The following is an 18,961-nucleotide window of genomic DNA, read 5'->3' on the forward strand; positions in this document are numbered from 1 at the left end:
ATCAGATACCCCAAAGAATCTGCACACCCCAGACGAAGTAGGCGAACATCGCAACGCCGCATACTGCCTGGAAGAGGAAACGTACTGCAGTCGCGGACTTGCCCAGCGCCATCGGCGTCAGGTAGTCGGTCGCGATGGTCCACATGCCAACCCAGGCGTGTGCGCCCAGGGCCACCAGGGCCAGCAGACTGAAGATACGCATTCCGTTGCTTGCAAACAGCTCATGCCATTGGACGTAGCCAATGCCAGGGTGGGTTGCGAGGTATCCGATCAGGAAGATGAAATAAGCCGCGAGAACAACCGCAGACACACGCTGTGCCATCCAGTCATAGAGGCCTGAACGCGACAGGTTCGTAACGCTGGTTACCATATCCAAACTCCCGCCAGAACGATCAACACCGCAGACACGGCGATAATGATTTTCGAGCCCAGCTTGCCGCCTTCCAGCGTCTCACCGATGCCCATGTCCATGATCAAGTGGCGCACACCGGCTACCAGGTGATACAGCAGAGCGGACAGGAGGCCCCATGCTACGAACTTGGCCAGCGGGCTGGTCAAGGTTGCCTTCACGTCGGCAAAACCTTCCTCGGAACCCAAGGATTTGCTCAATGCGTACAGCATGAAGCCAATGCCCAGGAAGAGGATGATGCCGGAAACACGGTGAAGAAACGACGTAACGCCGGTGATGGGGAGTTTGATGGTCCTTAGGTCTAGGTTTACAGGTCGTTGGCTTTTCACGGCTTTTTTCACACTGAAGAGCCCCTAACAATCAGGGCAAAGTTGTTGGGGAGTGCACTGGTCAGGTAACCACCACCCAGGGATGCGACCCCCAGCGAAGCGGGCCCAAAAGCCCCTGGCGGTCGGTGGCCGAGTATAGACAGTTAGGCTACTAATGACAACGCAATCACCTTCCCCTAATAGCTCATTGCACAAGTCGGATAAAAGGCGTAAACGGCAGGTAATTTCGAGGAAAAAGTCCGGTTAAAGCCTTCTGGAGCAAGACTTTAGGCAAATTGACATTCGAATTTATCTCACTATAGTGGTGCGGGCCCTGCGTGGGGGGTCTGTCTGATGATTTCAAGCATAAATAGGAGGCCACATGGCTGACAAAAAAGCGCAGTTGATCATCGAGGGCGCAGCCCCCGTCGAGCTGCCCATTTTAACCGGCACCGTTGGTCCCGATGTAATTGATGTTCGGGGCCTGACGGCCACGGGCCGTTTCACCTTTGACCCTGGCTTCATGTCGACCGCCTCCTGCGAGTCGAAGATCACCTATATCGACGGCGACAACGGCATCCTGCTGCACCGCGGCTACCCGATCGAACAGCTGGCTGAAAAGTCGGACTACCTGGAAACCTGCTACCTGCTGCTCAACGGCGAACTGCCGACCGCAGAACAGAAGGCCCAGTTCGTCAGCACCGTGAAGAACCACACCATGGTCCACGAGCAGTTGAAGACCTTCTTCAACGGCTTCCGTCGCGACGCCCACCCAATGGCCGTCATGTGCGGTGTAGTCGGCGCCCTCTCGGCCTTCTACCACGACTCCCTGGACATCAATAACCCGCAGCATCGCGAAATTTCCGCGATCCGCCTGGTTGCCAAGATGCCGACCCTGGCAGCGATGGTTTACAAGTACTCCATGGGCCAACCCATGATGTACCCGCGCAACGACCTGACGTACGCGGAAAACTTCCTGCACATGATGTTCAACACCCCGTGCGAGATCAAACCGATCAGCCCGGTACTCGCCAAGGCCATGGACCGGATCTTCATCCTCCATGCCGACCACGAGCAGAACGCATCGACTTCGACCGTACGCCTGGCCGGTTCTTCGGGTGCCAACCCGTTCGCCTGTATTGCAGCCGGTATCGCTGCACTGTGGGGCCCTGCCCACGGCGGCGCGAACGAAGCTGTCCTGACCATGCTGGACGAAATTGGCGATGTGTCGAACATCGACAAGTTCATCGCCAAGGCCAAGGACAAGAACGATCCGTTCAAATTGATGGGCTTCGGTCACCGGGTTTACAAAAACCGCGACCCACGCGCTACCGTCATGAAGCAGACCTGCGACGAAGTACTGAAGGAACTGGGGATCAACAACGATCCGCAACTCGAACTGGCCATGCGCCTGGAAGAGATCGCCCTGACCGATCCGTACTTCATCGAGCGCTCGCTGTACCCGAACGTCGACTTCTACTCGGGGATTATCCTCAAGGCGATTGGCATTCCGACCAGCATGTTTACCGTGATCTTCGCTTTGGCGCGGACCGTGGGCTGGATCTCCCACTGGAAAGAAATGCTCTCCAGCCCGTACAAGATTGGCCGTCCGCGCCAGTTGTATACCGGCTACGAGTCGCGTGATATCACCAAGCTGGAAGACCGCAAATAAGAGTTGTCTTGCGATAACGTCTTTAAGTTGCACCGGGAACGGCCTCTATTTTTGAGGCCGTTTTTGTTTGTTTGGGTTGTGTGCATATCCATTCCTTCGGTAACGGCGACTATTGGTTTCGCTCTTACAGCGAGTCACTTTCGAGAAGCGCGAAAGTAACCAAAGCGCTTTTGCCCCTTTCGTTCGGTGCCTCGCCCAGGCTCGGCATGCCCTCGCTCCGGCCCTGCTCCGTGGGCCCGCCGCCATCGGCCATCCATGTCCGGGGGCGGCTAACCCGGCATCCATGCCGGGTTGCCCACTACGCAGAACCTCCACTCGGCCTCCCGAGGGGGCCTGCATCGCACCGCGAGGCGGCCTGCCGGCCGGCCTGGCTCGGGGGTTGTGCGCGTACGCCAGCTACTGATCGTTCCCACGCTCCGCGTGGGAATGCATCCCGTGACGCTCCGCGTCACCATTGCGCAGGACTCAAGACTCGCGTCGACAGCGGAACGCAGAGCGTCCCCGGCGGCATTCCCACGCGGAGCATGGGAACGATCACAGAAACAAATCCCTGTAGGAGCGAGGCTTGCCCGCGAAGCTTTTGATCTTGTTTTGGCTTTTGATCTTGATCTGCCCCGTCGGAAGGCCGAACGCAGGTTCTGCGCAGCGGGCACCGCGGCAGGGATGCCGCGGTAGCCGCCCCGGCCATGGATGGCCGATGGCGGCGGGCCCACGGAGCAGGACCGGAGTAAGGGCATGCCGAGCCCAGGCGAGGCACCGTACGTCAGGAGCGAAAGCGTTTTGGTTACTTTGCGCCGGGCCGCGCAGGCTCTTCCAAAGTGACTCGCCGTAAGGGCGAAACCATAAGTAGCCGTTACCGCAGGAATGGATATGTACTCCATCAAAAATCCCGGTCGGCAATGAGGCCGCCTTCGCGGGCAAGCCTCGCTCCTACAAAAGCACAAAACCAAAACCAAAAAAATGCCCCAATCTCTCGACCAGGGCATTTCCATTCAACGCAGCTTATATAAAAGCCTTAGTGCGAAACCGCCCCACTCGCCCCCAACCCAGTCTGCGAACGAACAAACTGAGGGAAGAACAACGCCCGCTCATTGTCAGCCGCAGTCGACTTGTCAGTGATCGAGAAGAACCAGATCCCGATAAACGCAATCGCCATCGAGAACAACGCCGGATACTCGTAAGGGAAGATCGCCTTCTCATGATGCAGAATCTGCACCCAAATGGTCGGCCCAAGCACCATCAAGCCCACGGCACTGATCAGGCCCAACCAGCCACCAATCATCGCACCGCGCGTGGTCAGTTTCTTCCAGTACATGGAAAGCAACAGCACCGGGAAGTTACAGCTCGCCGCGATGGAGAACGCCAGGCCTACCATGAACGCAATGTTCTGGCTTTCGAACAGAATGCCCAAGCCGATCGCCAACACACCCAGGCAGACGGTGGTGATTTTCGAAACGCGGATCTCATCCTTGTCGTTGGCTTTACCCTTCTTGATCACACTGGCGTACAGGTCATGAGACACCGCCGTAGCGCCGGCCAGCGTCAGACCAGCCACTACAGCCAGAATGGTCGCGAACGCGACTGCCGAAATGAAGCCCAGGAAGATACTGCCACCCACCGCGTTAGCCAGGTGCACCGCCGCCATGTTGTTGCCGCCCAACAGCGCGCCAGCCGCATCTTTAAACGCAGGGTTAGTGCTGACCAGCAAGATCGCGCCGAAGCCGATGATGAACGTCAGGATGTAGAAGTAGCCGATGAAGCCGGTTGCATACAACACGCTCTTGCGCGCTTCTTTTGCATCACTCACGGTGAAGAAGCGCATCAGGATGTGCGGCAGGCCCGCGGTACCGAACATCAGTGCCAGGCCAAGGGAGAACGCCGAGACCGGGTCTTTCACCAAGCCGCCCGGGCTCATGATCGCTTCACCTTTAGGGTGAACCTTGATCGCCTCGGAAAACAGCTGGCTGAAGTCGAAGTTGACGTGCTTCATCACCATCAGCGCCATGAACGTGGCACCGGACAGCAACAACACAGCCTTGATGATCTGCACCCAAGTCGTCGCCAGCATGCCGCCGAACAGCACGTACATGCACATCAGGATACCGACCAGGATCACCGCGACGTAGTAGTCGAGACCGAACAGCAGCTGGATCAGCTTGCCGGCACCGACCATTTGCGCGATCAGGTAGAACGCCACCACCACTAGCGAACCGCAGGCGGACAGTGTGCGGATCTGGGTTTGCCCGAGGCGGTAAGACGCCACGTCGGCAAAAGTGTATTTACCCAGGTTACGCAGGCGCTCGGCGATCAGGAACAGGATGATCGGCCAGCCCACCAGGAAGCCGATCGAGTAGATCAGACCGTCGTAGCCAGAGGTGAACACCAGCGCGGAAATCCCCAGGAAGGACGCCGCCGACATGTAGTCACCGGCAATCGCCAGGCCGTTCTGGAAACCGGTGATCTTGCCGCCGGCAGCATAGTAGTCGGCCGCCGAGTTGTTGCGCTTGGAGGCCCAGTAGGTGATGCACAGGGTCAAACCGACAAACGCCACGAACATCAGGATCGCGGACACGTTGAGCGGTTGTTTGTGCACTTCGCCGGTCAGGGCTTCAGACGCCCAGGCGCCTGGTGCGAAGGCTGCGATGCTCAATAGAGCCATTAGACGCCGGATCATTGCTGAGCCTCCTTGAGAATCGCATTGTTCAGGTCGTCGAATTCGCCATTGGCGCGTCGTACGTAGATTGCAGTCAGGATAAAGGCCGAGAGAATCAGCCCGACACCAATCGGTATCCCCCAGGTAATCGAAGATTCAGGGCTGATTTTCGCCCCCAGAATATGCGGCCCGTAAGCAATCAAAAGGATGAATCCGGAGTAAAGCCCAAGCATGATCGCCGATAGAATCCAGGCGAACTTTTCTCGTTTACTAACCAGCTCCTTGAAGCGCGGGCTGTTTTGAATCGAGAGGTAAATGCTGTCGTTCATTGTTTTTATCCTCGCAGCACAAATTATTGTTAGAACGTAGCCACTTTATGCGGCTGCGGGACGGCTTCCAGACGACCTTAGTATTAGAACGACATGACGGTTTCGCCAATTTCTAGAACAAAATAATTAGCCTGCTTTGCATCTGTAGGAGCAAGGCTTGCCCGCGACGGCGTGCTCGGGATCGCCATCGCGGGCAAGCCTTGCTCCTACAGGAATGCAAAAGGCCCCTTGGCAGTTATGCCAAGGGGCCTTGAGAGATGCTGATTAGACGCTTGCGCTCAAATCACTTGGTCCATTCGGCAACGCGTTCCGGGTGTTTGGCCACCCAATCCTTGGCCGCGGCTTCAGGTTTGGCACCATCCTGAATCGCCAACATGACTTCGCCAATTTCGTCTTTCGAGGCCCACTGGAAGTTTTTCAGGAACTTGGCCACTTCCGGCGCTTTGGTTGCCAATTCCTTGCTGCCGATGCTGTTCACGGTTTCAGCCGCGCCATACACGCCTTTCGGGTCGTCGAGGAAGCGCAGTTTCCACTTGGCGAACATCCAGTGCGGCACCCAACCGGTGACAGCGATGGATTCGTTCTTTTTCTCGGCACGGGTCAGCTCGGCAATCATGCCGGCGCCGGAACTGGCCTTGAGGGTGTAGTTGGTCAGACCGTAGTCCTTGATCGCCTGATCGGTCTTGAGCATCACGCCCGAACCGGCGTCAATGCCGACGATACGGCCTTTGAAGCTGTCATCGGTTTTCAGATCGTCGATGCTCTTGGCTTTCACGTACTCCGGCACGATCAGGCCGATTTTTGCATCCTTGAAGTTCGGGCCGTAGTCGACGACCTGATCCTTGTTCTTGGTCCAGTAGTCGCCGTGGGTCACCGGCAGCCAGGCGGACAGCATGGCGTCGAGTTTGCCGGTGGCCACGCCTTGCCACATGATCCCGGTCGCGACGGCTTGCAGCTTCACGTCATAGCCGAGTTTCTGCTTGATCACTTCGGCGGCCACGTGAGTGGTCGCAACGCTGTCGGACCAGCCGTCAACGTAACCGATGCTCAGGGTCTTGCTCTCGGCATTGGCGAATGTGGAGCCAATCGCAAGCACCAGAGCGGCACTCGCGCCTAAAAGTCGTCGCATCTTCATCGTTACTTCCCCGAAAGTGCTGCGCCCGACGGATGCCGAGCGGCGTCAACGTATTGTTATGGTGCACAGCGCCCCCATCACGCCTCACCGCAAAATCGTGAAAACGTCAGCGGAGTACTGACGCTTCGATAATCAACCTCACGACAACAGCGACCTGTGCTGCCAACGACCTCAAGGCATCGAGAAACGACATCAGAACGCCATTAATCGTGATCGCCGCAACCACCCCGCCCGATCCGCCCGAACTTTGCATGTCAAAATCATGCAGGGCACCAAGCCCGGGGCAAATGCAGGTAACATGCGCGGCTTTGCTCCCAGACGGCCTGACCATGCCCGCGACATCACGCTTTCCTTTTTTCGCTTATGTTTTCGCCTGCCTGCTCGGGCTGTTTGCCCTTGGCGGTTTCTGGTACGGCCTCGGCAAACCGGTGATTCTGCCGGACGTGGCCAGCGCCACGCACAAGTTGCAATGCGCCTCCTACACCCCGTTCGACAAGGACCAGTCGCCGTTCGACCAGCCGTTCAAATTGCGCCCCGAGCGCATGGACGCCGACCTCGCGCTGCTGTCCAAAAGCTTCGAATGCATCCGCACCTATTCCATGACCGGCCTCGAGGCCCTGCCCGACCTGGCGCGCAAGCACGGGTTGAAGCTGATGATCGGTGCCTGGGTCAACAGCAACCCCGTGGACACGGCCAAGGAAGTCGATCTGCTGATCGCTTCGGCCAACGCCAACCCGGACGTCGTGACCTCGGTGATCGTCGGCAACGAAGCGCTGCTGCGCAAGGAAGTCACTGGCGCGCAATTGGCGAAGCTGATTAATCAGGTGAAAAGCCAGATCAAGCAGCCGGTCACTTATGCCGACGTCTGGGAGTTCTGGCTCAAGCACCCGGAAATCGCCCCGGCGGTGGATTTCCTGACCATCCATTTGTTGCCGTACTGGGAAGATGATCCGTCGAACATCGACGCCGCCCTGCAACACGTGGCCGAAGTGCGCCAGGTGTTCGGCAACAAGTTCGCGCCCAAGGACGTGCTGATCGGCGAAACCGGCTGGCCGAGCGAAGGTCGCCAGCGTGAAACCGCGCTGCCGAGCCGAGTCAACGAAGCCAAGTTCATCCGTGGTTTTGTCGCCATGGCCGAGCAACAGGGCTGGCATTACAACCTGATCGAAGCCTTTGACCAGCCGTGGAAGCGCGCCAGCGAAGGCGCGGTCGGCGGTTACTGGGGCCTGTTTGATGCTGATCGCCAGGACAAGGGCGTGCTGGCCGGTCCGGTATCCAACGTGCCGTACTGGTCACAATGGCTGGCGGTGGGCGGTGTGATCTTCCTTGGCACCTTGCTGCTGGGCGGTCGGGTCCGCAGCACCCGCGCGGCGTTGGTGCTGCCACTGTTGGCGGCGCTGGCGGCTTGCTCGATCGGGGCCTGGGGCGACCTGGCGCGGGTCACCACCCGGTTTGCCAGTGAATGGCTGTGGGTCGGCTTGCTGACGGCATTGAATCTGTTGGTGCTGGCCCATGCCGCGCTGACCTTGAGTGCGCGCAACGGTTGGCGTGAATGCGCCTTTAATCTGCTGGAGCGCCGAGCAGGCTGGCTGGTAGCAGCCGCCGGGTTTGCGGCGGCAGTGATGATGCTGGAGCTGGTGTTCGACCCACGCTATCGCAGTTTCCCGAGTGTCGCGTTTATCCTGCCGGCGCTGGTGTACCTGTGCCGTCCGGTGAGCGTACCGCGTCGGGAGATTGCGCTGCTGACCTTCATCATCGGTGCCGGCATTGCGCCGCAGCTGTTTCGTGAAGGGTTGCAGAACCAGCAGGCCTGGGGTTGGGCGCTGGTGAGCGTATTGATGGCGGCGGCGTTGTGGCGGTGTTTGCGGGTTCGCAAGGGCTGATCTTCGGAGCCTTTGCGGGCCTCTTCGCGGGCAAGCCTCGCTCCTACAGGGGTGTGTCGTTCACAAATGATGTGAACGACAACAATCCGTAGGAGCAAGGCTTGCCCGCGAAGGCGATCTATCAGGCGCTACGAGAAGCCCGAACCAACCGCAACGCCGCAATCACCACCGCAAACACTGCCAGCGTCGTGTTGTACAACGCCAACGCCGGGAACCCCAGCACCAGCGCCAACACCGCCAGCCACCACCCTGCCCGCCCCGGTACGACAAAACCGATGACCGCCGCGGCGACTGCGCCCCAGCCCAAGACCTTGAAGTGAATCATCAGCCCCAGGTTCGAGCGGACCTGGCACTCCCAGCGGCTCGCCTCGTCCACGCACAGGCCGACCCATTGCGCGTCCTCCATGAAGCCATAACGCGCGCCATAACTGGCGGCCAGCCATAAAGGCAGCAAAACAAGCAGCAGAATCACGGGCAGACGGCGGGACATGAAGCACTCCAATAGACGAAAACGGCGGCCAGCTTAAGCGCCCGGCGGCTTTGTGCAAGCCTTAACAACACTTAACTGGGCAGGCAATCACTGCAAAGTGTATCGTCCAGCTACTATTACCCCGAATTTAGGCCTGATTGGTGCCGATCCATGGCACTTTGGCGCAAACCCCGTGGTCATAGCCTGCGAACCTCAATCGGCACCTTTCCTCTAAGGGATTTAGTCATGCTCCGTTCCTTGCGCTTCGCCGCCCTGTTTGGCGGCCTTATTTTGAGTGCGTCCGCACTGGCGGTCGACATCGACGCCGCCAGCTATGGCTACCCCTTGACGAACCCGTTCGAGGCGACCATTGCCACCACTCCACCGGAGTTGCGCCCGGAGTTGCCGGCCAACGAAGACATCAATCAGCAGGACCGTAGCGTCCGTTTGCGCCCGGAGCGTGAATTCAGCCTGCCGGACAACTTCTGGCCGGTGAAGAAACTCACCTATCGCATCGCCACCCAGGATCACGCCGCGCCGCTGATTTTCCTGATCGCCGGCACCGGCGCGCGTTATGACAGCAGCCTCAACGAATACCTGAAGAAGCTTTACTACAAGGCCGGCTACCACGTGGTGCAGCTGTCGTCGCCGACCAGCTTCGACTTCATGAGCGCCGCGTCACGCTTCGCCACGCCCGGTATCACCAAGGAAGACGCCGAAGACATGTACCGGGTGATGCAAGCCGTGCGGGCGCAAAACCCGAAGACGCCCGTCACCGAGTACTACCTGACCGGTTACAGCCTCGGCGCACTGGACGCAGCCTTCGTCGCGCACCTGGACGAAACCCGTCGCAGCTTCAACTTCAAGAAAGTCTTGCTGCTCAACCCGCCGGTCAACCTCTACACCTCGATCACCAACCTCGACAAGCTGGTGCAGACCGAGGTCAAGGGCATCAACAACAGCACCACCTTCTATGAACTGGTGCTGAACAAACTGACCCGCTACTTCCAGCAAAAAGGCTACATCGACCTCAACGATGCCCTGCTCTATGACTTCCAGCAGTCCAAGCAGCACCTGACCAACGAACAGATGGCGATGCTGATCGGCACCTCGTTCCGGTTCTCGGCGGCCGACATTGCCTTCACCTCCGACCTGATCAACCGCCGTGGCCTGATCACGCCGCCGAAGTACCCGATCACCGAAGGCACCAGCCTCACGCCGTTCCTCAAGCGTGCGCTGCAATGCGACTTCGACTGCTACATCACTGAGCAAGTCATCCCGATGTGGCGCGCCCGCACCGACGGCGGCAGCCTGCTGCAACTGATCGACCAGGTGAGTTTGTATGCCTTGAAGGATTACCTGCACGACAGCCCGAAAATCTCCGTCATGCATAACGCCGACGACGTGATCCTCGGCCCTGGCGACCTGGGTTTCCTGCGCCGCACCTTCGGCGATCGCTTGACCGTTTACCCATTGGGCGGCCATTGCGGCAACCTTAACTATCGCGTCAACAGCGACGCCATGCTGGAGTTCTTCCGTGGCTAAATATCTCCTGCTTATCGCAGCGTTACTCTGTGCAGGCGTCGCCAATGCCGACAACAGCAAAGCCAACGCGCCGGTCGTGATCGACAACGATGGCTTCAAGGAACCGCTGAGCAAACTCAAGTTCAACCCGGGCCTGGACCAGCGCGAGTTCGAGCGTTCGACGCTCAACGCGCTGAACGTCTACGACCCGCTGGAGGAGTGGAACCGTCGGGTCTACCACTTCAACTACCGCTTCGACCAATGGGTGTTCCTGCCCGTGGTCGACGGCTATCGCTACGTGACCCCGAGCTTTTTGCGCACCGGTGTGAGCAACTTCTTCAACAACCTCGGTGACGTGCCGAACCTGTTGAACAGCATGCTCCAGCTCAAGGGCCACCGCTCGCTGGAAACCACCGCGCGACTGCTGCTCAACACCACCATCGGCGTTGCCGGCCTGTGGGACCCGGCCACCGCCATGGGCCTGCCGCGCCAGAGCGAAGACTTCGGCCAGACCCTGGGCTTCTACGGCGTACCGGGCGGTGCCTACTTCGTGCTGCCGATCCTCGGCCCCTCCAACCTGCGCGACACCGCCGGGCTGGTGGTCGACTACACCGGCGAGTCGGCGGTCAACTTCCTGAACGTCTCCGAAGTCAGCTCCAACCACCCGGAAATCTGGGTCCTGCGCGGCGTCGACAAGCGCTACCAGACCAGCTTCCGCTACGGTCAGCTGAACTCGCCGTTCGAGTACGAGAAGGTGCGTTACGTGTACACCGAGTCGCGTAAGTTGCAGATCGCCGAGTAACGCTGGCGATACACAATCTGGCGGCAATAAAAAAGGCCATTCGATGCGAGTCGAATGGCCTTTTTGCTTCCTGATGATCGTTCCCACGCCCTGTGTGGGAATGCCTCAACGGACGCTCCGCGTTCAGCTTTGAATGGGACGCGGAGCGTCCCGGGCTGCATTCCCACCCCGAGCGTGGGAACGATCAATCAACACCACCACCGACCCACCGTAGGAACAACGCTTGCTCGCGATGGCGGCTCGGCAGTCAACCCAGATGTTGAATGTTATGGCCTCATCGCGAGCAAGCTTTGCTCCTACAGGTTCAGCCTTTGACTGAGCGCCAGATCTTGCTTGCGATCATGACGCCGGCCAACACCACCGCCCCCGCCACAATCCCCGCCACCGCATTCAACAACGTCGGCACGATAAACGCCGCACCGCCAGCACTCGCGCTGACGCTTTCAATCCAGTGATGCACCACCGGCACGCCATGGGTCAGGATCCCGCCGCCGACCAGGAACATCGCCGCCGTGCCGATTACCGACAGGCTTTTCATCATGTACGGTGCCGCCCGCAGGATCGCGCCGCCGATGCTTTTGGCCATTTGCCCCGGTTTCTGGGTCAGCCACAGGCCCAGGTCGTCGAGTTTGACGATGCCCGCCACCAGGCCATAGACGCCGATGGTCATGACGATGGCGATGCCCGACAGCACGATCACTTGCTGGGTCAGCGAAGCGCCGGCGACGGTGCCGAGGGTGATGGCGATGATTTCTGCCGAGAGGATGAAGTCGGTGCGGATCGCGCCTTTGATCTTGTCCTGTTCGAACGCCACCAGATCCGTGGCCGGATCGGCCACGGCCTCGACCAGTTGCGCGTGCTCGGCGTCGTCTTCAGCCTTGCTGTGCAGGAACTTGTGGGCCAGTTTCTCGAAACCCTCAAAGCACAGGTAAGCACCGCCGACCATCAACAACGGCGTGACCAGCCACGGAATGAACACGCTGATGGCCAATGCCGACGGCACCAGGATCAGTTTGTTGAGAAACGAGCCCTTGGCGACCGCCCAGACCACCGGGATTTCCCGTTCGGCGCGCACACCGCTGACTTGCTGGGCATTGAGCGCCAGGTCGTCGCCGAGTACGCCAGCCGTCTTCTTCGCGGCCATTTTGGTCATCAATGCCACGTCGTCGAGTACCGCGGCGATGTCGTCGATCAGCACCAGCAAACTGCTTCCTGCCATGAATCAGGTTTCCTTCGAGTAATGAATGCCGCGCAGCATAGCGCGGCCGAGCGCCGCACGGTGCATTCTTGAGCGCCGCGCGAGCCCGGTGCTACCATGCGCAACCGCCAGAACAGGCAAGGAACCCCCTGGTTTATGAGCACTATCCGCGAGCGCAACAAAGAACTGATCCTGCGTGCCGCCAGTGAAGAATTTGCCGACAAGGGCTTCGCTGCGACCAAAACCAGCGATATCGCGGCCAAGGCGGGATTGCCCAAGCCCAACGTCTACTACTACTTCAAATCCAAGGAAAACCTCTACCGCGAGGTCCTGGAAAGCATCATCGAGCCGATCCTGCAGGCCTCGACGCCGTTCAACGCCGACGGCGTGCCCAGTGAAGTGCTGAGCGGCTACATCCGCTCCAAGATCCGCATCTCCCGCGACCTGCCCTTCGCCTCCAAGGTGTTTGCCAGCGAAATCATGCACGGCGCGCCGCACCTGAGCGCCGACCTGGTCGAACGCCTCAATGGGCAGGCCAAGCACAACATCGACTGCATCCAGACCTGGATCGACCGCGGCCAGATCGCCCCCATCGACCCCAACCACCTGATGTTCAGCATCTGGGCCGCGACCCAGACGTACGCCGACTTCGACTGGCAGATTTCTGCGGTCACCGGCAAGTCGAAGCTGGATGAGGCGGATTATGAAGCGGCAGCGCAGACGATTATTCGCCTGGTGCTCAAGGGGTGTGAACCGGATCGTTAGATCCGGTCTTCAATCAAGCAAAGATCGCAGCCTTCAAACCTGCGATCTTTTGCTTTCAAGCTTCGCTGCCCATCAACCAGCGCAGCGCCTGCGGGAACGAAGTACGCCAGTCATCCGGGAACGTGTGCCCTTCTTCATGGGTACGGGATTTAACCTCGTTGCCATCACTGAACAGCTTGCGGAAATCGGTGGCCATCTGCTGGTTGCCCGGCCCTTCCATCTTGCCGTTGATCACGAACACCCGCTTGCCATGGGCCTTGCTCACGGTCGGCGTTGGCTGCATACCGCCGGGTGACACCAGCAGTGCGCCGGCGTAGTCATCCGGATGCTGCGCCAACAGCGCGCCGGCATGTTGCGAGCCTTGGGAGAAGCCCATCAAGTAAACATGCTTGCGGTCGATGCATTGCTGCGCCTCCAGTTCTTTCAAGCCGTTCTGCACCGCTTTATGGGTGCCTTCAAAGCCCGGACCGATCCAGCGGAAGCTGTCGACCGCATTGATCATCTCGGTGCCGTTGATGCCGAGAACGATCGCGCCGGTGTCCGCGAGCGACTGATAATCATCGACCTCGCCGTTGACCCCGTAGCCATGCATCCACACCAGCACCGGCCGGCACGCGGCGGGCACGGGAACACCGGCGGGAGGATTGAGCACCGAAATCGCGCCAACCTTGCCGGGGGCGATTTTCTGATAGCGCTGCTGGGCGTTGGCCAACACGGTTTTGTAAGTGGCGGTCTGGCGCAGTTCGGAAAAGTCTTCGTCGCTGGCCAGCATCGGGCCGAACCACATGCCGCGATCATCGGCTTCCCTCAGGAAGCGTTGCGCCAGTTTGTCATCGCCGCGCCGGGCGAACAGCGCCGCCACCTGATAAGGCGCGAGCAGTTGCTTGGGGTCTTCACGGCTGGCCGCCAGATACACCGCGATGGCCTGCAGGGTGTCGGTGTCTTCGAGCTTTTCGGCCCGGGCCATCAGCTCATCGACGTCGTCGGCATTGAGCAGCGCGGTGACCACCGGGCTGAGGGCCTGGAACGCAATGTCTTCGGCGTCCAGCGGTTCGGCGGCGTGCAGAAAGGGTGTGCAGAGGGTCATGGCCGTGGCCAGAGTGATGCCAAGTAGCGTCTTCACGCAGATCTTCCTTGATACAAAAACGAGAGGGGCGGCAGTCTATCGACCCCGCCCCGCTTCGTCATCACCGCGCTGCCGGCGGTGTCGATTTACTTCAGATCAAGCCGTCACCCCAGCATCCGCGCGCAAGCCCTGGGCCTCGATCGCGCTGATCGCACATTGTTCGTCCACATCCGACAGATCGCCGCTGATGCCTACCGCACCCAGCACGTTGCCGTCCTGATCCCGAATCAACACACCGCCCGGTGCCGGCACCACGCTGCCCTGCCCCATGCTATTGAGCGCGGCAATAAATGCCGGGCGTTGTTGGGCGTCCAGCGCCAGCAGGCGTGAGCCCTTGCCCAGCGCTATCGCACCCCACGCTTTGCCGATGGCGATTTGCGGGCGCAGCAGGCTGGCGCCGTCTTCCCGTTGCAAAGAAATCAAATGTCCGCCGGCATCCAATACCGCGATGGTCAGTGGAGCTGCGGAAACTGCACGCCCTGCGGCGATGGCCTGGTTCGTCAGGTTCACTGCGTCTTTCAAGGTTAAAGCGCTCATGGTGCCGTCCTCATTTTGTTATTGGAAAGCGGTTGGGCTGCGGTTTTGTGCCGCAGTCCGATTCAACAAATAGAACACAATAGATTATTTATTTGTATACAATAATTCTCGAAAAGCGCCACATGCGACGAAAAGCCACAGTAGAACGGGCTTCCGACGAATGAAACAGCCGCTTGAGAAAATGGATTGACCTGCGCCGTCCGCCGTGAATACACTCTGCGCAAAGCCACTTGTATACAATTACAAAACGTAAGAGGCACCAAAACCATGAGCAAAATGAGAGCAATCGAAGCCGCCGTTCTGGTGATGCGCCGTGAAGGGGTTGATACCGCTTTTGGCATCCCGGGCGCCGCGATCAACCCGCTGTACTCCGCCTTGCAGAAGGTCGGTGGCATCGATCACGTCCTCGCTCGCCACGTTGAAGGCGCTTCGCACATGGCTGAGGGCTACACCCGCACCAAGGCCGGCAACATCGGCGTGTGCATCGGCACTTCCGGCCCGGCGGGCACCGACATGGTCACCGGCTTGTACAGCGCCTCGGCCGACTCGATCCCGATCCTGTGCATCACCGGCCAGGCACCGCGGGCGCGCATGCATAAAGAAGACTTCCAGGCAGTCGACATCACCGCCATCGTCAAGCCAGTGACCAAGTGGGCCACCACCGTCATGGAACCGGGCCAGGTGCCGTACGCGTTTCAGAAAGCGTTCTACGAAATGCGCTCCGGTCGTCCGGGCCCCGTGCTGATCGACCTGCCGTTCGACGTGCAGATGGCTGAAATCGAATTCGACATCGACGCCTACCAGCCACTGCCGCTGGCCAAGCCCACCGCCAACCGCGTGCAAATCGAGAAGGCCCTGGCCATGCTCGACCAGGCTGAGCGTCCGTTGCTGGTGGCCGGTGGCGGCATCATCAATGCCGATGCCAGCGACTTGCTGGTGGAGTTCGCCGAGCTGACCGGCATTCCAGTGATCCCGACCCTGATGGGCTGGGGCACGATCCCGGACGATCACCCGTTGATGGTCGGCATGGTCGGCCTGCAAACCTCGCACCGCTACGGCAACGCGACGCTGTTGAAATCGGACGTGGTGCTGGGCGTCGGTAACCGTTGGGCCAACCGCCACACCGGTTCGATCGACGTCTACACCGAAGGCCGCAAATTCATTCACGTTGACATCGAGCCGACGCAAATCGGCCGCGTGTTCAACCCGGACCTGGGCATCGTCTCCGACGCCGCGGCCGCGCTGACCGTGTTCATCGAAGTCGCTCGCGAATGGCAGGCCGCCGGCAAGCTGAAAAACCGTAGCGCCTGGCTGCAAGACTGCCAGCAGCGCAAGGCCAGCCTGCAACGCAAGACCCACTTCGACAACGTGCCGGTCAAGCCGCAGCGCGTGTATGAAGAGATGAACCAAGTGTTCGGCAAAGACACTTGCTATGTAAGTACCATCGGTCTGTCGCAAATTGCCGGCGCGCAGTTCCTGCACGTCTACAAGCCGCGTCACTGGATCAACTGCGGTCAGGCCGGCCCGTTGGGCTGGACCATTCCGGCGGCGCTGGGCGTGGTCAAGGCCGATCCGACGCGCAAGGTCGTGGCACTGTCCGGCGACTATGATTTCCAGTTCATGATTGAAGAATTGGCGGTGGGCGCGCAGTTCAAACTGCCGTACATCCACGTGGTGGTGAACAACTCGTACCTGGGGCTGATCCGTCAGGCCCAGCGCGGTTTCGACATGGACTACTGCGTGCAGCTGTCCTTCGATAACCTCAACGCTCCGGAGCTCAACGGTTACGGTGTCGACCACGTCGCAGTCGCCGAAGGCCTCGGCTGCAAGGCACTGCGCGTGTTCGAACCGGGTCAGATCCAGCCTGCCCTGCGCAAGGCCCAGGAGCTGATCGAAGAGTTCAAGGTGCCGGTGATCGTCGAGATTATCCTGGAGCGCGTAACCAACATTTCCATGGGCACCGAGATCAACGCCGTCAACGAATTCGAAGACCTGGCGCTGGTCGGCAACGATGCGCCAACCGCGATTTCGTTGCTCGATTGACCACTATGATCGTTCCCACGCTCTGCGTGGGAATGCATCCGGTGACGCTCCGCGTCACATAACGGCTGGACGCAGAGCGTCCGGGACGGCATTCCCACGCAGAGCATGGGAACGATCGGCCCTCACACATTTACGGGAGACCACCATGCCGCGTTTCGCAGCCAACCTGTCCATGCTGTTCACCGAACAGGATTTTCTTGCCCGTTTTGAAGCGGCCGCCAAGGCCGGTTTCAGTGGTGTCGAGTACCTGTTCCCTTACGACTTCAGCTCCGCCGAGATCAAGGCCAAGCTCGACGCCAACGGTCTGACCCAGGTGCTGTTCAACCTGCCGGCCGGTGACTGGGCCAAGGGCGAACGCGGTATCGCGTGCCTGCCGGATCGGGTCGAGGAATTCCGCGCCGGGGTCGATCTGGCGATTGCCTACGCCCAGGTCCTGGGCAACACCCAGGTCAACTGCCTGGCCGGTATTCGTCCACAAAACGTCGATGACGCCACCGTGGAAAAGACGTTTGTCAGCAACCTCAAGTACGCCGCCGACAAGCTGCAAGCGGTGGGCATCAAACTGGTGATGGAAGCGATCAACACCCGCGACATCCCGGGTTTCTACCTGAACAACACGGCGCAAGCCCTGTCGATTCGCGAACAGGTCGGCAGCGCCAATCTGTTCCTGCAATACGACATCTACCACATGCAAATCATGGAAGGCGACCTGGCCCGCACCCTGCAATCGCACCTGGGCGAAATCAACCACGTGCAGTTGGCAGACAACCCAGGGCGCAACGAACCGGGCACCGGAGAGATCAACTACCGCTTCCTGTTCGAACACTTGGATCGCATTGGTTATCAGGGTTGGGTCGGTTGCGAATACAAGCCGCTGACCACCACAGAAGCGGGCCTGGGCTGGTTGAAAACCCATAACGCAATCTGAGCAGTTCCCCTTGTGGGAGCGGGCTTATGTGGCGAGGGGGCTTGCCCCCGTTCGGCTGCGAAGCAGTCGTAAAACCTGCATACGCGTTCTGTCTGATTCACCGTGAATACAGTTTTGGGGCCGCTTCGCGACCCAACGGGGGCAAGCCCCCTCGCCACAAAAGGCTCACCGGTCAAGCATCGGGAGCTACACAAAAACAAGAGGATTTTCTCATGGCTAAAATCGGATTTATCGGCACCGGCATCATGGGCCACCCAATGGCATTGAACCTGCAGAAAGCCGGTCACAGCCTGTTCCTGTCGGCGCACCACGACGCCGCCCCGGCGGATCTGATTGCCGGCGGCGCCGTCGCCCTGGCCAACCCGAAGGAAGTCGCCCAGGAAGCCGAATTCATCATCATCATGGTACCGGATACCCCGCAGGTCGATGACGTGTTGTTCCGCGCCGACGGCATTGCTGCCGGTGTCGGCAAAGGCAAAGTCGTGATCGACATGAGCTCGATCTCGCCGACCGCCACCAAAGCCTTCGCCGCCAAGATCAACGAAAAAGGCGCCCAGTACCTCGACGCGCCAGTGTCCGGTGGTGAAGTCGGCGCCAAGGCGGCGAGCCTGAGCATCATGATCGGCGGCGATGCCGACGCCTTCGAACGCGCCCTGCCGCTGTTCCAGGCGATGGGCAAGAACATCACCCTGGTTGGCGGCAACGGCGACGGTCAAACCGCGAAAGTGGCGAACCAGATCATCGTGGCGTTGAACATCCAGGCTGTGGCCGAAGCCCTGTTGTTCGCCTCGAAAAACGGTGCCGATCCAGCCAAGGTCCGTGAAGCGCTGATGGGCGGTTTCGCGTCGTCGAAGATCCTCGAAGTACACGGCGAGCGCATGATCAAGGGCACCTTCGATCCGGGCTTCCGCATCAGCCTGCACCAGAAGGACCTGAACCTGGCCCTGCAAGGCGCCAAGGAACTGAACATCAACCTGCCGAACACCGCCAACGCCCAGCAAGTGTTCAGCACCTGCGCGGCCATCGGCGGCAGCAACTGGGACCACTCGGCGCTGATCAAGGGCCTGGAACACATGGCGAATTTCTCGATTCGCGATAAGAAGTAAGCCCTTTGCGGCACTGATCGTTCCCACGCTCCGCGTGGGAATGCCTCAATGGACGCTCCGCGTCCGCTTCGCAA

17 protein-coding genes are annotated in these 18,961 nt (G+C 59.8%); 8 read left to right on the forward strand and 9 right to left on the reverse strand.

Annotated features, from left to right (window positions below):
• Position 1: 1 nt before the first annotated feature.
• Both sdhD and sdhC read right to left on the reverse strand, forming a co-directional pair.
• Entirely contained in the window at positions 2-370 is a 369-nt protein-coding gene (gene sdhD, locus ACZ89E_RS14190; RefSeq protein ID WP_133836530.1) for a succinate dehydrogenase, hydrophobic membrane anchor protein, read from the reverse strand.
• The gene (gene sdhC / locus ACZ89E_RS14195; RefSeq protein ID WP_178076575.1) at positions 364-750 is read right to left on the reverse strand and encodes a succinate dehydrogenase, cytochrome b556 subunit; all 387 of its coding nucleotides are present in this window, start codon (positions 748-750) and stop codon (positions 364-366) included. The genes sdhD and sdhC overlap by 7 nt, the downstream gene beginning before the upstream one ends.
• Positions 751-1,099: 349 nt before the next feature.
• On the opposite strand from sdhC, the gene gltA reads away from it, so the two are divergent.
• On the forward strand, positions 1,100-2,389 hold the full coding sequence (gltA, locus tag ACZ89E_RS14200) for a citrate synthase (RefSeq protein ID WP_003222994.1): 1,290 nt from the start codon (positions 1,100-1,102) through the stop codon (positions 2,387-2,389).
• 1,015 nt (positions 2,390-3,404) lie between these two features.
• Here the strand turns inward: gltA and ACZ89E_RS14205 are convergent.
• The 3 genes from ACZ89E_RS14205 to ACZ89E_RS14215 form a co-directional block, all read right to left on the reverse strand.
• The gene (locus tag ACZ89E_RS14205; RefSeq protein ID WP_149656974.1) at positions 3,405-5,063 is read right to left on the reverse strand and encodes a cation acetate symporter; all 1,659 of its coding nucleotides are present in this window, start codon (positions 5,061-5,063) and stop codon (positions 3,405-3,407) included.
• A complete protein-coding gene (locus tag ACZ89E_RS14210) occupies positions 5,060-5,371 on the reverse strand; it encodes a DUF485 domain-containing protein (RefSeq protein ID WP_008148580.1) in 312 nt (103 codons plus the stop codon). The genes ACZ89E_RS14205 and ACZ89E_RS14210 overlap by 4 nt, the downstream gene beginning before the upstream one ends.
• Positions 5,372-5,654: 283 nt before the next feature.
• A complete protein-coding gene (locus ACZ89E_RS14215; protein WP_149656975.1) occupies positions 5,655-6,506 on the reverse strand; it encodes a glycine betaine ABC transporter substrate-binding protein in 852 nt (283 codons plus the stop codon).
• Between the two features lie 287 nt (positions 6,507-6,793).
• Here ACZ89E_RS14215 and ACZ89E_RS14220 point away from each other — a divergent pair, with 287 nt between their 5' ends.
• Entirely contained in the window at positions 6,794-8,389 is a 1,596-nt protein-coding gene (locus ACZ89E_RS14220) for a glycoside hydrolase family 17 protein (RefSeq protein ID WP_476255901.1), read from the forward strand.
• A 121-nt stretch (positions 8,390-8,510) separates the two neighbouring features.
• Here the strand turns inward: ACZ89E_RS14220 and ACZ89E_RS14225 are convergent, their stop codons facing one another.
• Positions 8,511-8,879 (reverse strand): hypothetical protein, encoded by a 369-nt coding sequence (locus ACZ89E_RS14225; protein ID WP_054615728.1) that lies wholly within the window; start codon positions 8,877-8,879, stop codon positions 8,511-8,513.
• 225 nt (positions 8,880-9,104) lie between these two features.
• Between ACZ89E_RS14225 and ACZ89E_RS14230 the strand changes: the two genes are divergently transcribed.
• Positions 9,105-10,403, forward strand: a complete 1,299-nt coding sequence (locus ACZ89E_RS14230; protein WP_054049439.1) for a serine/threonine protein kinase — start codon at positions 9,105-9,107, stop codon at positions 10,401-10,403.
• A complete protein-coding gene (locus ACZ89E_RS14235; protein WP_149656979.1) occupies positions 10,396-11,184 on the forward strand; it encodes an MlaA family lipoprotein in 789 nt (262 codons plus the stop codon). The genes ACZ89E_RS14230 and ACZ89E_RS14235 overlap by 8 nt, the downstream gene beginning before the upstream one ends.
• A gap of 304 nt (positions 11,185-11,488) precedes the next feature.
• On the opposite strand, the gene ACZ89E_RS14240 is transcribed toward ACZ89E_RS14235, so the two are convergent.
• Entirely contained in the window at positions 11,489-12,403 is a 915-nt protein-coding gene (locus tag ACZ89E_RS14240) for a DUF808 domain-containing protein (RefSeq protein ID WP_149656980.1), read from the reverse strand.
• 135 nt (positions 12,404-12,538) lie between these two features.
• On the opposite strand from ACZ89E_RS14240, the gene ACZ89E_RS14245 reads away from it, so the two are divergent.
• Complete coding sequence (locus tag ACZ89E_RS14245; protein WP_149656981.1) at positions 12,539-13,147, forward strand: TetR/AcrR family transcriptional regulator; 609 nt, start codon at positions 12,539-12,541, stop codon at positions 13,145-13,147.
• 55 nt (positions 13,148-13,202) lie between these two features.
• On the opposite strand, the gene ACZ89E_RS14250 is transcribed toward ACZ89E_RS14245, so the two are convergent.
• Positions 13,203-14,270 (reverse strand): alpha/beta hydrolase, encoded by a 1,068-nt coding sequence (locus ACZ89E_RS14250; RefSeq protein ID WP_476255902.1) that lies wholly within the window; start codon positions 14,268-14,270, stop codon positions 13,203-13,205.
• 99 nt (positions 14,271-14,369) lie between these two features.
• Positions 14,370-14,810, reverse strand: coding sequence for a GlcG/HbpS family heme-binding protein (locus ACZ89E_RS14255; RefSeq protein WP_149656983.1), 441 nt, complete (start codon positions 14,808-14,810; stop codon positions 14,370-14,372).
• Positions 14,811-15,077: 267 nt separating this feature from the next.
• Here ACZ89E_RS14255 and gcl point away from each other — a divergent pair, with 267 nt between their 5' ends.
• The 3 genes from gcl to ACZ89E_RS14270 all read left to right on the forward strand — a co-directional run bounded on the left by gcl (position 15,078) and on the right by ACZ89E_RS14270 (position 18,887).
• Complete coding sequence (gene gcl / locus ACZ89E_RS14260; protein WP_123510515.1) at positions 15,078-16,853, forward strand: glyoxylate carboligase; 1,776 nt, start codon at positions 15,078-15,080, stop codon at positions 16,851-16,853.
• Positions 16,854-16,998: 145 nt separating this feature from the next.
• Positions 16,999-17,781 (forward strand): hydroxypyruvate isomerase, encoded by a 783-nt coding sequence (hyi, locus tag ACZ89E_RS14265; protein WP_149656984.1) that lies wholly within the window; start codon positions 16,999-17,001, stop codon positions 17,779-17,781.
• 212 nt (positions 17,782-17,993) lie between these two features.
• A complete protein-coding gene (locus ACZ89E_RS14270) occupies positions 17,994-18,887 on the forward strand; it encodes a 2-hydroxy-3-oxopropionate reductase (protein WP_133839090.1) in 894 nt (297 codons plus the stop codon).
• The last annotated feature ends 74 nt before the right edge of the window (positions 18,888-18,961 follow it).

It is taken from the genome of Pseudomonas sp. TE3899 (genome assembly GCF_056279105.1).

Excerpts from the sequence above, each read along its gene's own strand:
- hyi (WP_149656984.1), top strand. The coding sequence starts at position 16,999 with ATGCCGCGTTTCGCAGCCAACCTGTCCATGCTGTTCACCGAACAGGAT.
- ACZ89E_RS14210 (WP_008148580.1), bottom strand. The coding sequence starts at position 5,371 with ATGAACGACAGCATTTACCTCTCGATTCAAAACAGCCCGCGCTTCAAG.
- ACZ89E_RS14220 (WP_476255901.1), top strand. The coding sequence starts at position 6,794 with ATGCAGGTAACATGCGCGGCTTTGCTCCCAGACGGCCTGACCATGCCC.
- ACZ89E_RS14225 (WP_054615728.1), bottom strand. The coding sequence starts at position 8,879 with ATGTCCCGCCGTCTGCCCGTGATTCTGCTGCTTGTTTTGCTGCCTTTA.
- ACZ89E_RS14230 (WP_054049439.1), top strand. The coding sequence starts at position 9,105 with ATGCTCCGTTCCTTGCGCTTCGCCGCCCTGTTTGGCGGCCTTATTTTG.
- ACZ89E_RS14255 (WP_149656983.1), bottom strand. The coding sequence starts at position 14,810 with ATGAGCGCTTTAACCTTGAAAGACGCAGTGAACCTGACGAACCAGGCC.
- ACZ89E_RS14270 (WP_133839090.1), top strand. The coding sequence starts at position 17,994 with ATGGCTAAAATCGGATTTATCGGCACCGGCATCATGGGCCACCCAATG.
- ACZ89E_RS14205 (WP_149656974.1), bottom strand. The coding sequence starts at position 5,063 with ATGATCCGGCGTCTAATGGCTCTATTGAGCATCGCAGCCTTCGCACCA.
- ACZ89E_RS14240 (WP_149656980.1), bottom strand. The coding sequence starts at position 12,403 with ATGGCAGGAAGCAGTTTGCTGGTGCTGATCGACGACATCGCCGCGGTA.
- gltA (WP_003222994.1), top strand. The coding sequence starts at position 1,100 with ATGGCTGACAAAAAAGCGCAGTTGATCATCGAGGGCGCAGCCCCCGTC.
- ACZ89E_RS14245 (WP_149656981.1), top strand. The coding sequence starts at position 12,539 with ATGAGCACTATCCGCGAGCGCAACAAAGAACTGATCCTGCGTGCCGCC.
- gcl (WP_123510515.1), top strand. The coding sequence starts at position 15,078 with ATGAGCAAAATGAGAGCAATCGAAGCCGCCGTTCTGGTGATGCGCCGT.
- ACZ89E_RS14215 (WP_149656975.1), bottom strand. The coding sequence starts at position 6,506 with ATGAAGATGCGACGACTTTTAGGCGCGAGTGCCGCTCTGGTGCTTGCG.
- sdhD (WP_133836530.1), bottom strand. The coding sequence starts at position 370 with ATGGTAACCAGCGTTACGAACCTGTCGCGTTCAGGCCTCTATGACTGG.